10 protein-coding genes are annotated in these 12,728 nt (G+C 67.9%); 5 read left to right on the top strand and 5 right to left on the bottom strand.

Features of this window, described 5'->3' with window-relative positions; translation table 11 throughout:
* Position 1: 1 nt before the first annotated feature.
* On the top strand, positions 2–481 hold the full coding sequence (locus tag G578_RS27445) for an acyl-CoA thioesterase (RefSeq protein ID WP_051245118.1): 480 nt from the start codon (positions 2–4) through the stop codon (positions 479–481).
* 16 nt (positions 482–497) lie between these two features.
* Here G578_RS27445 and G578_RS0120845 read toward each other — a convergent pair whose 3' ends face one another.
* Entirely contained in the window at positions 498–743 is a 246-nt protein-coding gene (locus tag G578_RS0120845) for a hypothetical protein (protein ID WP_139189405.1), read from the bottom strand.
* 143 nt (positions 744–886) lie between these two features.
* Here G578_RS0120845 and G578_RS0120840 point away from each other — a divergent pair, with 143 nt between their 5' ends.
* Positions 887–1,168, top strand: a complete 282-nt coding sequence (locus tag G578_RS0120840; RefSeq protein ID WP_245565665.1) for a helix-turn-helix domain-containing protein — start codon at positions 887–889, stop codon at positions 1,166–1,168.
* Here the strand turns inward: G578_RS0120840 and G578_RS0120835 are convergent.
* Together G578_RS0120835 and G578_RS0120830 are read right to left on the bottom strand one after the other, a co-directional pair.
* Positions 1,150–2,403 (bottom strand): serine hydrolase domain-containing protein, encoded by a 1,254-nt coding sequence (locus G578_RS0120835; RefSeq protein WP_051245117.1) that lies wholly within the window; start codon positions 2,401–2,403, stop codon positions 1,150–1,152. The genes G578_RS0120840 and G578_RS0120835 overlap by 19 nt on opposite strands.
* Before the next feature lie 46 nt (positions 2,404–2,449).
* On the bottom strand, positions 2,450–3,250 hold the full coding sequence (locus G578_RS0120830) for an undecaprenyl-diphosphate phosphatase (RefSeq protein WP_028795885.1): 801 nt from the start codon (positions 3,248–3,250) through the stop codon (positions 2,450–2,452).
* A 315-nt stretch (positions 3,251–3,565) separates the two neighbouring features.
* Here G578_RS0120830 and G578_RS0120825 point away from each other — a divergent pair, with 315 nt between their 5' ends.
* From G578_RS0120825 to G578_RS0120815, 3 genes are all read left to right on the top strand, one after another.
* A complete protein-coding gene (locus tag G578_RS0120825; RefSeq protein WP_028795884.1) occupies positions 3,566–5,002 on the top strand; it encodes an NAD(P)-dependent oxidoreductase in 1,437 nt (478 codons plus the stop codon).
* A gap of 42 nt (positions 5,003–5,044) precedes the next feature.
* Positions 5,045–9,604, top strand: coding sequence for a glutamate synthase large subunit (gltB, locus tag G578_RS0120820; RefSeq protein ID WP_038015596.1), 4,560 nt, complete (start codon positions 5,045–5,047; stop codon positions 9,602–9,604).
* A gap of 272 nt (positions 9,605–9,876) precedes the next feature.
* Entirely contained in the window at positions 9,877–10,908 is a 1,032-nt protein-coding gene (locus tag G578_RS0120815) for a histone deacetylase family protein (RefSeq protein WP_028795882.1), read from the top strand.
* 162 nt (positions 10,909–11,070) lie between these two features.
* Here G578_RS0120815 and G578_RS0120810 read toward each other — a convergent pair whose 3' ends face one another.
* Together G578_RS0120810 and G578_RS27440 are read right to left on the bottom strand one after the other, a co-directional pair.
* Positions 11,071–11,781, bottom strand: coding sequence for a DUF1194 domain-containing protein (locus G578_RS0120810; RefSeq protein WP_028795881.1), 711 nt, complete (start codon positions 11,779–11,781; stop codon positions 11,071–11,073).
* 5 nt (positions 11,782–11,786) lie between these two features.
* Positions 11,787–12,536, bottom strand: a complete 750-nt coding sequence (locus tag G578_RS27440; RefSeq protein ID WP_051245116.1) for a DUF1194 domain-containing protein — start codon at positions 12,534–12,536, stop codon at positions 11,787–11,789.
* Between the last annotated feature and the right edge of the window lie 192 nt (positions 12,537–12,728).

Genomic DNA, 12,728 nt, shown 5'->3' with positions numbered 1-12,728 from the left:
CATGACCGACGCCGCCTTCGATCCGAGCACGCCTTCCAGCTTCGCCTTCTGGACCCAGGAGCGGTTGCGCGCCGGCGATCTCGACATCGTCGGGCACGTGAACAACAACGCGATCGGCGTGTTCCTGGAGAACGGCCGGGTCCGGATGTTCATGGCGGCGGGCGAGAACCTCTACAGTGCCGCCGCCGAGGGCGGCTCGCCGGAGACCACCTGGGTGGTGCGGCGCCTGGAGGTGGATTTCGTGCGGGAGATCCGTTTCCCCGGCATCGCGTGGACCGGGACGCGGGTCACGCGCTTCGGCAACACGTCCTGCCGGGTGGAGCAGGGGATCTTCGTGGACGGGACCTGCCGGGTGACGGCGGTGGCGACCGCCGTCTGCTTCGATCCGCGGGCCCGTCGCTCCGTGCCGATCTCAGAGGTATTGCGCGGCCAGCTTCTGGCGGCCTGCGAACGCGCCGGCGACGGACCGTTCCCGGGATAGGAACGGCCGCGACGGATCAGTGGCTCATCGGCACCGTCGTTACCGTCGCGCCGGGATGGCTGAACATGTAGCGGTGGACCGCCACCTCGTCGTCCATGATCCGGGTCTCTGCGCCGTCGGTCACGCTGTACATGAAGCCCGGACGCAGGCCCGGCAGATCGGCCTCGGCCTGAGCGCTGGACGCGCCGACATGGGCGCTCTTGAACAGGGCGAGCTCGCCTTCATAAGCGATGCCGTTATGCAGAAAAAGATGACGTGCCATCATGCCCTCCGTTTTTCCAGAAATATACATATGCGCACACCGTGCGTCCTTTCAAGGCTAAAACCGCACGTCGTGCGCATTTTATATTGGCTGGATGCTTAAGAAGCTGTTAAATCCCGGCACAACCGAATGCGAGGGTGTCCGTGGCTAAACAGTCCAACGATTCCAATGTGATGAAGTCGGCGGACTTCAAGCGATGGCGCAAGACGCTGAAGCTCTCGCAGAAAGAGGCCGCCGAGGCGCTCGGCCTCAAGCGCCGCGTCGTCCAGTATTACGAGAAGGGCGAGCGCGACGGCGAGAAGGTGCAGATCCCGAAATATATCCGCCTGGCCTGCTCCGCCGTGGCCGCCGGCGTGGCGGACTATGACGGCCCGCCACGCGAGGAGAAGGAAACGCCTGCCGAGCCTCAGTCGACCAGCGACTGATAGGTCAGCACCCGCAGCTCCCGGCGCAGCGGCCAGGCGGAGGACGGGGTGAGCTGGGTGAAGAACACGGCGGAGATCTCCTCCGCCCGGTCGATCCAGAAGCCGGTGCTCGCCACCCCGCCCCAGGCGAATTCGCCGGCGCTGCCGGGGATCTGGGCGGCGGCGGTGTCGAGCAGGATCGAGCCGCCGAGGCCGAAGCCGATGCCGACCATCGGCATCTCCGAGAAGCTCGACTGGCCCATGGAGGCGATGTCGCCCGGCAGGTGGTTCGACATCATCAGATCGACGGTCTTGCGCCCCAGGATGCGGGCCGCGCCGAAGGTCCCGCCCCGGCGCATCATCTCCATGAAGCGCAGGTAGTCGGGCAGCGTGCCGACCAGCCCGCCGCCACCGGATTCCATGACCTGTTTGCCGAGGAACTTGGAGGTCGCCGCCTCCTCGCCGCGCTTCATGCCCTGGCCGGATTTCTCGTAGCAGGGCACGAAGCGGTCGAGCTTGTCCTCCGGCGCGCCGAAGGCGGTGTCCAACATACCGAGCGGCTCGAAGATCCGCTCGCGCAGCACCTCGCCCAGGGGCTTGCCGGCGACCACCTCGACCAGCCGGCCGAGCACGTCGATGGCGACCGAATAGGTCCACTGGCTGCCGGGCTCGAACAGCAGCGGCACCGCGGCGGTGCGCTGGGTGACCTCGGCGACGGTCTCCTTGCCGGGGAAGTAGTTGACGTTGTTCTTGCGGTAGGCCGCGCCGATCGGGCCCGGATCGAAGAAGCCGTAGGTCAGCCCGGCGGTATGGGTCATGAGCTGGCGGATGGTGATCGGTCCCTCGGCGGGCCGTGTCACCATGCTGTCGCCCTCGCCGGAGACATAGACCCGCGGCTCGGCGAATTCCGGCAGGAAGCGCGAGATCGGGTCTTCCAGCTGGAACCGCGCCTCCTCGTAATAGGTCATGGCCGCTGCCGTGACGATCGGCTTGGTCATGGAATAGATGCGGGCGAGATGATCGACCGCTGGCGCCTGTCGGGCGTCCGGATCGGTGTAGCCGCGGGCGTCCAGATAGGCGATCTCGCCGCCGCGCAGGATGGCGGTCATGGCATAGGGCAGCTTGCCGGCCTCGACATAGCGCTCCATCCAGTCGCCGATCCGGGCCAGCCGCCCGGGGTCGAAGCCCAGCGCCTTGGGGTTGTCGGTCTGGTCGGCGAAGGCCGTGAGGCTCTGGTGCTCGGCATATTCGGTCATCTCGGCTCCCTCCGATGCTCTTGAGGCCGAGAGTAGGCAGTGCGCCTCAAGCCGTATAGAGCCAGATCAGCAATCCGCCACCCATCAGGATGCGGTAGACCACGAAGGGCAGGAAGCTCGCCCGCTTCAACCAACCCATCATCAGGGCGATGGAGATCAGGGCGGCGATGAAGGACAGGCCGCCGGCGAGCAGCGCGTCGGCGGTGAGCCGGGCGTCGCCCGCCTCGTAGAGGTCAAGCCCGACCAGGGTGCCGGCGGCGAGGATCGTCGGGATGCCCATGAGCATGGAGAAGCGGGCCGCCTCCTGGCGTTCGTAGCCGAGCGCGCGGGCCGCGGTCATGGTGATGCCGGAGCGGCTGGTGCCCGGAATCAGCGCCAGCACCTGGGCAAGGCCGACGAACAGCGCCTCGCCGTACCGCATGTGCTCGATCCGCCGGATCGTCATGCCGACATAGTCGACCACACCGAGCAGGATGCCGAAGCCCAGCGTCGCCCAGGCGACGATTTCCGGCGAGCGCGGCATGCCACCCAGGTAACGCTGCAGGGCGTAGCCGGCGGCGATGACCGGGATGGTGGCCAGGACGATCTGCAGGGCGAGACGGAAGCCGGGATCGCGGCGGCCGCGCAGACCGCGCAGGGTGCCGGCGGTCATGCGTCCGATATCGCGCCACAGATAGAGACAGACCGCCAGCAGCGTACCCACATGGACCGCCACGTCGATCACCAGGCCCTGGTCGGCCGCGCCGGTCAGGGTCGGGACGAGGATCAGGTGGCCTGACGAGCTGATCGGCAGGAATTCCGTGATCCCCTGCACGACGGCGATGAGGATCAGATGTTCGATGGACACGCGCCCGCCCCCTGCTGTCCGATTGCGCGGCTTGGACAATATAAGATTCGTCGGAGCGGCGCAGGCGGCAAAATAGTCCCGTATCGGATCTATAATCGAAAATACATCACACCGTCGCCGCCGCTGATCCGGGATTGTTCCCGGTTGCACGGGCATGTACGATGCGATTTAGGTCCAAATCGGACCTAAATTGGACATTTGGTCTTTTTCGACTCTCTCTCAACGTGTATAGAAGCCGCCCGCTACGCGATAAGGCGGGGGATAAGGATCCGGGATTGCGTCTCCGCGCCCGGCTCCCGACAAGGAGACGATGCCATGACCGACCGGATGCTGAAGTTTGTCGGAACCGAAAAGCGGATGCCGCAGAAGCGCGCCGCCGAGGACCGTCGCACCGATTTCGGCGAGATCTATGCCGAGTTCGACCCGGCCAGGGCTCAGGAGCAGGCCGGTCGCTGCTCCCAGTGCGGCGTGCCCTATTGCCAGGTCCACTGCCCGCTGCAGAACAACATCCCGGACTGGCTGATGCTGACGGCCGAGGGGCGCCTGGAGGAGGCCTACGAGATCTCCTCGGCGACCAACAACTTCCCGGAGATCTGCGGCCGCATCTGCCCGCAGGACCGGCTGTGCGAAGGCAACTGCGTCATCGAGAAGGGCTTCGAGTCCGTGACCATCGGCTCGGTGGAGAAGTACATCACCGAGACCGCCTTCGAGAACGGCTGGGTCAAGCCGGTCAAGCCGGTGCGCGAGCGCGAGGAGTCCGTCGGCATCATCGGCGGCGGACCGGGCGGCTTGGCGGCGGCCGAGCAGCTGCGCAAGCGCGGCTACCAGGTCCATGTCTACGACCGCTACGACCGCATGGGCGGCCTGATGATCTACGGCATCCCCAACTTCAAGCTGGAGAAGGAGGTCGTGGAGCGGCGCTCGGCGCTGCTGGCCGAGGGCGGCGTGCACTACCACGCCAATACCGAGATCGGCCGCGACGTCACCCTGGAGGAACTGCGCGCGCGCCACACCGCCGTGCTGATCGCCACCGGGGTGTACAAGGCGCGCGACATGCAGTGCCCGGGCGTCGGCCTGGACGGCATCTATCCGGCGCTGGACTACCTGACCGCCTCCAACCGCAAGGGCCTGGGCGACGACGTGCCGGAGCTCGACAACGGCACCCTGGACGCCAAGGGCAAGAAGGTCGTGGTCATCGGCGGCGGCGACACCGCCATGGACTGCGTGCGCACCGCGATCCGCCAGGGGGCGGCTGCGGTGACCTGCGTCTATCGCCGCGACCGGACCAACATGCCCGGTTCCCAGCGCGAGGTCGCCAACGCCGAGGAAGAGGGCGTGACCTTCGAGTGGCTTGCCGCCCCGGAGGCCTTTGTCGGCGATACCACGGTCGACGGCGTGCGTTGCCAGCGCATCCATCTGGGCGTGCCCGACGCCACCGGCCGCCAGACCCCGCAGCCGATCGACGGGTCCAGCTTCACCATCGAGTGCGACATGGCGATCAAGGCGCTGGGCTTCGACCCGGAAGACCTGCCGGGACTGTTCGGCACCGAGGAGCTCAAGGTCTCGCGCTGGGGCACCGTGGCGATCGACTTCAGGACCATGATGACGAGCCTCGACGGGGTGTTCGCCGCCGGCGACATCGTGCGCGGCGCCTCGCTGGTGGTCTGGGCGGTGCGCGACGGCCGCGACGCCGCCGACCGCATCCACGACTACCTGACCGCCGAGGCCGAAACGGCCCTGTCGGCCGCCTGACCCATCCCGCAGACACCGTTTGCTGACCCGAGGAGGCCAGACATGTCGGACACGCCCATCCTGAACGGCGAGACCCCGAGCGGCGAGACTTTCGTGCGCGAGTGGCGGGAGAACGCGGCCAAGCTGCAGGCCGGCCATGCCTACGACCCGGCCCATGAGCACGAGTCCTGCGGCGTCGGCTTCGTCGCGGCGATCGACGGCCAGCCGCGGCGCGAGGTGGTCACCTCGGCGATCCAGGCGCTGAAGGCGGTCTGGCACCGCGGCGCGGTCGATGCCGACGGCAAGACCGGCGACGGGGCCGGCATCCATATCGAGATCCCGGCCGACTTCTTCCGCGAGGAGGTGGCCAATACCGGCCACAAGCTGCTCGACGAGCGGATCGGCGTCGGCATGGTGTTCCTGCCGCGCACCGACCTCGCCGCCCAGGAGCGCTGCCGGATCATCGTCGAGTCCGAGATCCTGAAGACCGGCTGCTTCATCTACGGCTGGCGCCAGGTGCCGGTCGACATCTCGGTCATCGGCGAGAAGGCGAACGCCACCCGTCCGGAGATCGAGCAGATCATGTTCTCCGCCCCGCTGGAGCATGACGCCGAGCAGGTCGAGCGCGACCTCTACATCATCCGCCGCCGCATCGAGAAGGCGGCGCTGGCCGAGCACATCACCGATTTCTACATCTGCTCGATGTCCTGCCGGTCGATCATCTACAAGGGCATGTTCCTGGCCGAGCAGGTCGACCAGTTCTATCCCGACCTGACCGACGAGCGGTTCGTGTCGAACTTCGCCGTCTATCACCAGCGCTATTCGACAAACACCTTCCCGACCTGGAAGCTGGCCCAGCCGTTCCGCGTGCTGGCCCATAACGGCGAGATCAACACGGTCAAGGGCAACGTCAACTGGATGGCGAGCCACGAGACCCGGATGGCGCACCCGACCTTCGGCGACCTGATCGAGGACATCAAGCCGGTGGTCCAGTCCGGCTCCTCCGACAGTGCCGCGCTGGACGCCACCTTCGAGCTGATGGTCCGCTCCGGCCGCGAACTGCCCATGGTGAAGAGCATGTGCATTCCGGAGGCCTGGACCGAGGAGGACGACCTGCCGCAGTCCTGGCGCGACCTCTACGCCTACGCCAACGCGGTGATGGAGCCGTGGGACGGCCCGGCGGCGATCGCCGCCTATGGCGGGCGCTGGGTGCTCGGCGGCATGGACCGCAACGGGCTGCGGCCGCTGCGCTATTCGGTCACCGATGACGGCCTGCTGATCGGCGGCTCGGAGACCGGGATGGTGCGCATCGACGAGGCCAAGCTCATCGAGAAGGGCCGGCTCGATCCGGGCGAGATGATCGCGGTCGATCTGGTCGAGGGCAAGCTCTACCACGATGCCGAGCTGAAGGACCTGCTGGCCACCAGCCGGCCGTTCGGCGCGTGGATCACCGAGAGCACCAAGATCGACAAGCTGATCCGCGCCGAGCACGAGGAGAAGCCGGCCTTCCAGCGCGACGCGCTGCGCCGCCGCCAGGTGGTTGCCGGCTGGACGCTGGAGGACATGGAGCTGCTGCTGCAGCCGATGGCCGAGGGCGGCAAGGAGGCCGTCGGCTCCATGGGCGACGACACGCCGCTCGCCGTGCTGTCCGACAAGTACCGCGGCCTGCACCACTTCTTCCGGCAGAACTTCAGCCAGGTCACCAACCCGCCGATCGACAGCCTGCGCGAGCGCCGGGTCATGACCCTGCGCACCCGCCTCGGCAACCTGGGCAACATCCTCGACGAGGACAGCGAGCAGTGCGACCACCTGCTGCTGGAAAGCCCGGTGCTGACCAATGCCGAGTTCCACGCCATGCGCGACTACATGGCGGAGACGGCGGCCGAGATCGACTGCACCTTCGACGCCGAGGGCGGCCCGCATGCGCTTGAGACGGCGCTGAACCGGATCCGCCAGGAGGCCGAGGACGCCGTGCGCGGCGGCTGCACCCACGTGATCCTGTCGGACATGGAGACCACGCCGAGCCGGGCCGGCATGCCGATGATCCTGGCGACGGGTGCCGTGCACAGCCATCTGGTCCGCCAGCAGCTGCGCACCTTCACCTCGATCAACGTGCGCTGCGGCGAGGTGCTGGACGTGCATTACTTCGCCGTGCTGATCGGCGTCGGCGGCACCACCATCAACCCGTATCTGGTGCAGGAGGCGATCGCCGACCGGCTGTCGCGCGGCCTGTTCGCCGACCGCACCCTTGAGGACTGCCTCGCCAACTACAAGAAGGCGATCCAGGACGGCCTGCTGAAGGTCATGTCCAAGATGGGCATCTCGGTGCTGTCGTCCTATCGCGGCGGCTACAACTTCGAGGCGGTCGGCCTGTCCCGCTCCCTGGTGGAGCAGTATTTCCCGGGCATGTCCTCGCGAATCTCCGGCCTCGGCCTGAACGGCATCCAGGCCAAGGTCCTGGCGATGCACAAGAAGGCCTTCGACGAGAGCGTCGTGCCGCTGCCCGTAGGCGGGCTGTATCGCTACCGGCGCACCGGCGAGCGTCACGCCTTCAACGGCGACATGATGCATGCCCTGCAGCGCGCGGTGGAGACCGACAGCTACCATCTGTACAAGCGCTACGCGAACTCGGTCTATGAAGAGGCGCCGATCAACCTGCGCGATCTGCTCGGCTTCAAGCAGGTCAAGCAGACCGTGCCGCTCGACGAGGTCGAGTCGATCACCGACATCCGCAAGCGGCTGATCGCCCCGGGCATCTCGCTCGGCGCCCTGAGCCCGGAGGCGCACGAGACCCTGTCCATCGCCATGAACCGCATCGGCTCCAAGTCCGACAGCGGCGAGGGCGGCGAGGACCCGGCCCGGTTCCGGCCGCGTCCGAACGGCGACAACCCGAGCTCGGCGATCAAGCAGGTGGCCTCCGGCCGCTTCGGCGTGACCGCGGAGTACCTGAACAACTGCCGCGAGATCGAGATCAAGGTGGCCCAGGGCGCGAAGCCCGGCGAGGGCGGCCAGCTTCCAGGCATGAAGGTGAACAGCCTGATCGCCCGGCTGCGCCACTCCACCCCCGGCGTGACCCTGATCTCGCCGCCGCCGCACCACGACATCTACTCGATCGAGGATCTGGCCCAGCTCATCTACGACCTGAAGCAGATCAATCCGGAAGCCCGGGTCTGCGTGAAGCTGGTCGCCTCCACCGGCATCGGCACGATCGCCGCCGGCGTGGCCAAGGCCCATGCCGACACGATCCTGATCTCCGGCCATGGCGGCGGCACCGGCGCCAGCCCGCAGACCTCGATCAAGTATGCCGGTATCCCGTGGGAGATGGGGTTGTCGGAGGTCCACCAGGTGCTCACCCTGAACCGGCTGCGGCACAAGGTGACCCTGCGCACCGACGGCGGAATCAAGACCGGCCGCGACGTGGTGATCGCCGCCATGCTCGGCGCCGAGGAATTCGGCATCGGCACCGCCTCCCTGGTCGCGATGGGCTGCATCATGGTGCGCCAGTGCCACTCCAACACCTGCCCGGTGGGCGTGTGCACCCAGGACGAGGGGCTGCGCGCCAAGTTCGAGGGCACGCCGGAGAAGGTGGTGAACCTGTTCTCCTTCGTCGCCGAGGAGGTGCGCGAGATCCTGGCGAGCCTGGGCATGCGCCACCTGCGCGAGGTGGTCGGCCGGTCCGACCTGCTGGCCCAGGTCAGCCGGGGCGATCCGTCGCTGGACGATCTCGACCTGAACCCGATCCTGGTGCGCGCCGATACCGGCGGGCTGCCGGCATACAACACGGTCGAGTTCCGCAACGAGGTGCCAGAGACCCTCGACGCCATCATGATCAAGGACGTGAAGCCGGCGATCGAGGGCGGGGAGAAGCTGCAGCTCACCTACAACATCGCCAATACCCAGCGCGCCATCGGTACCAAGTTGAGCTCGGTTCTGGTCCGCAAGTACGGCATGTCGGGCCTGCAGCCGGGCCACATCACCGTGCGCCTGCGCGGCACCGCCGGCCAGTCGCTCGGCGCCTTCGCGGTGCAGGGACTGAAGCTGGAGGTGTTCGGCGACGCCAACGACTATGTGGGCAAGGGCCTGTCCGGCGGCATCATCTCGGTGCGGCCGATGACGGCGGCGTCCTTCACGCCGAACGAGAACACCATCATCGGCAACACCGTGCTGTACGGGGCGACGGCGGGCAAGCTGTTCGCCGCCGGTCAGGCGGGCGAGCGGTTCTGCGTCCGCAACTCCGGCGCCGATGCGGTGGTGGAAGGCTGCGGGTCGAACGGCTGCGAGTACATGACCGGCGGCACCGCGGTGATCCTCGGCGAGGTCGGCCACAACTTCGCGGCCGGCATGACCGGCGGCATGGCCTTCATCTACGACGCGGCGGGCAATTTCGAGCAGGTGGTGAACCCGGAGACGGTGGTCTACCAGCGGATCGAAACCGACTACTGGGAGATGCTGCTGCGCCGCATGGTGTCGGAGCATGTGCGCGAGACCCAGTCCCGCTTCGCCGAGCGGCTGCTGATCGACTGGCGCCACGAGCGCGACAATTTCTGGCAGGTGGTGCCCAAGGAAATGGTCAGCCGCCTGTCCCAGCCGATCAGCAACACCACCCGGGAGCGGCGGGCGTAAGCGGCCCGCCTCGCTCCTCCCTGTCCGTCATCCCGGCGGCTCCCCGGACTTGATCCGGGGGCCGATCGGGACCGAGCGGATACGTTCGCGGCATGGTCCTGACTTACGTCAGGAGGACGGCCGACGTCGGGACGGCTGTCTCGCGTCCCGCCATCGGACCAGGTGCGGGGTAGTCCAGGGTGACGATGAGAATGTGATTTGCACGGCCACGGCTTGCGCCCCCTCACCCCCGCCCGCTACATCTGCGTGGCGGATCGAGCAGGAGGAATGAGATGCGGGTCGTTCTGGCCGATGACTACAGCGTGCACGCGCCGAGCGGCTTCATCAGCCGGGGCAACCGGGCGGCCAATCCCGAAGTGCCGGAGCGCGCGGCGATCCTGCGCCGGGCGGTGGAGGCCGGCTCCCACGCGGTGATCGCGCCGAAGGATTTCGGCCTCGCCCCGGTCCAGGCGGTCCATGCCGCCGACTATCTGGAGTTCCTGACCACGGCCTGGGACAAGTGGTCGGCCCTGCCGGACCACGCGCCGGAGATCCTGCCGAACGTGCATCCCGGCCGGAACATGGACATCCACCCGACCCATATCGTCGGGCTGGCCGGCCACTACCAGGCCGACACCGCCTGCCCGATCGGTCCCGGCACCTGGCGGGGGGCGCTGGCCTCGGCCCAGGTGGCGCTGTCCGCGGCGGATGCGATGTGGCGCGACGGCAAGCCGACCTACGCGCTCTGCCGGCCGCCGGGACACCACGCCTATGGCGACCAGGCCGGCGGCTTCTGCTTCCTGAACAATTCGGCCATCGCCGCCCAGCACCTGCGCGACCAGGGTGCCGCCAGGGTGGCGATCCTCGACGTGGACGTGCACCACGGCAACGGCACCCAGGGCATCTTCTACCGCCGGGACGACGTGCTGACCGTGTCGATCCATGGCGACCCGCACGGCTACTACCCGTTCTTCACCGGCTATGCCGACGAGATCGGCGCCGGGCCGGGGCGCGGGGCGAACCTGAACCTGCCGCTGCCGCGCGGAACCGGGGACGCGGAGTACCTGGAGACCCTGGACAAGGCCATGGCGGCGATCGATGCCTTCGGCGCCGACGCCCTGGTGATCGCGCTGGGGCTCGACGCCTCGGAGAAGGATCCGCTCGCCTTCCTCGGCGTCACCACCGAGGGATTCCGGGCGATCGGCGACCGGCTGGGTCGCGGCAACCGGTCGACGGTGCTCGTGCAGGAGGGCGGCTACATCTCCGACATCCTGGGCGACAACCTGGCGGCGGTGCTGGCGGGGTTCGACGCGGCGCGGGGATAGGGAGGAGGGATACCCCCACCCATCTTCATTCACTCCCCGGATTTATTCCGGGGCAACGCCAGGGCTTGAACGGACGCTCGTGTGCGCCCCGACCCGCCCGGTGATCCCCGAGGGCTTGCCCCGGAATAAATCCGGGGAGTGTGAGAAGAGTAAAAGCCAGGACTACGAGATCGGCGCCGGCATGATCTCGCGCAGCAGCTTGCGGCGGATCTGGCCGATATAGTCCTCGTAGTCGGACGCCCGGATCACGAAAGCTCCGAAGCCGCCGATCAGGCTCTCCTCGAAATAGTCGCCGAGCCCCTTCACCTGGTTCTCGATGGCCACCGCGTTGATCGTGATCGCCCGGTCCAGCACCAGCGCGCGGGCGACGGACAGGGCCGCCCCCTGGTTGTTGTAGCCGTCGCCGGACAGGTCGATCACCCGGCGCGTGCCCTCGTAGCCGTTGGTGTAGAACATCCCGGCGGCAAACAGGATCGAGGAGGAGATCGACGTGGCGCCGGTGACCACCCGGCGCGGGGCGCGGCTGATCTCGTCGGCGAAGGCGCGGGCCTCGTCGCCGCTGCGGATCACCGTCCAGGGGATCGAGATCTCGTGGCGCTCGGCGCTCGACCATTCGATCAGGGTGACGGCGATCGCGCCGAGCGGCCCGGCGGCGATCGCGTCGGCCAGTTCGGGATCCTCGAAGGCCAGGGTGAGGCCCTGGAGCTGCAGATTGAACTCGGTGTAGTCGACGCTGGCCGAGCTGTCGACGGCGAGCACCAGTTCCAGGTCGACCGGCTCCGCCGCCCGGGCCGGTGCCGGGATGCCGGGTGCCAGAAACGTCGCGGCGAGAAGACCGGCCGCCGTGAGCACCGTCAGGAAGGCTGCACGCATCGGCGCTACCACCGCTCGGAGGCGGCCGGCAGGGTGGCCAGCTCGGTCGCATCGGGGCGCCACGCGCGGGCTGTCCCCTGGGGGGTGGGTACGCTGGGCGCGCTGATGTTCATGGTGCGGATCTCGCGGATGAGCTTGCGGCGGATGGCGCGCGGATAGTCCCCGTAGTCGTTCGCCACCTCGACGAAGGCGGCGGTGCCGCCGATCACCCGGTCCTCGAAGTAGTAGTTCAGGGTGGGATGCTCGTTGACGATGGCCAGCCCGTTTATCGTCACCCCCTGGGCGACCACGCCCTTGCGGATCGTCTCCACCGGCGGTCCCTGGTTGTTGCGGCCGTCGCCGGACAGGTCGATCACCAGCCGGTCGGCCTCGAAAGGGTGGGAGAGCAGCAGGGAATTCGCGAAGCTGAGCGCGCCGGCGATGGACGTCGCACCGGTAAGGATCTGCCGCTCCAGGCCGTCGATCCGGTCGGCCAGGTCCAGCGCCCCGGCGGCGCCGTCGACGACCGTCCAGGGGATGTCGATCGCCTGGTCCGCATGGCCGGCCCACTCGACGACGGTGACGGCGATGCGCTTGAACGGGCCGCTCTCGATCGCCTTGATCACCTCCGGGTCGCGGAAGGCCTGGGCCATGCCGCCGCGCTGAAGCGCGAATTCCGACTCGTCGACGCTGGCGGAACTGTCCACCGCCAGCACCAAGGCCAGGTCGACCGGCGTCTGCGCGCGGACGTCGGGAGCGGCCAGGAGCAGGGCCACGCCACACAGCAGCGATGCCCAAAGTGTCGGCCTCCACGGTGCCGCGGCGGTCGGTTGGAGGCGGCGTACGGGCCACGGCGGGGCAGCGGATGCGCTCATGCGGAAAGAGTTGCATCCGATTGTGGCCAAATCCAGTGTCGCAAGGTCGGCACCACCTCTTGACCGCTCACAAACTCGTGGCACACTTCATTG

Origin of the sequence: Thalassobaculum salexigens DSM 19539 (genome assembly GCF_000423805.1) — a bacterium.
Taxonomy (GTDB): domain Bacteria; phylum Pseudomonadota; class Alphaproteobacteria; order Thalassobaculales; family Thalassobaculaceae; genus Thalassobaculum; species Thalassobaculum litoreum.
This window is presented reverse-complemented; position numbering and strand designations above follow the sequence as displayed.

Coding starts and splice junctions, on each gene's coding strand:
- G578_RS27445 (WP_051245118.1), top strand. CDS start 2: ATGACCGACGCCGCCTTCGATCCGAGCACGCCTTCCAGCTTCGCCTTC.
- G578_RS0120845 (WP_139189405.1), bottom strand. CDS start 743: ATGGCACGTCATCTTTTTCTGCATAACGGCATCGCTTATGAAGGCGAG.
- G578_RS0120835 (WP_051245117.1), bottom strand. CDS start 2,403: ATGACCGAATATGCCGAGCACCAGAGCCTCACGGCCTTCGCCGACCAG.
- G578_RS0120825 (WP_028795884.1), top strand. CDS start 3,566: ATGACCGACCGGATGCTGAAGTTTGTCGGAACCGAAAAGCGGATGCCG.
- gltB (WP_038015596.1), top strand. CDS start 5,045: ATGTCGGACACGCCCATCCTGAACGGCGAGACCCCGAGCGGCGAGACT.
- G578_RS0120815 (WP_028795882.1), top strand. CDS start 9,877: ATGCGGGTCGTTCTGGCCGATGACTACAGCGTGCACGCGCCGAGCGGC.
- G578_RS0120810 (WP_028795881.1), bottom strand. CDS start 11,781: ATGCGTGCAGCCTTCCTGACGGTGCTCACGGCGGCCGGTCTTCTCGCC.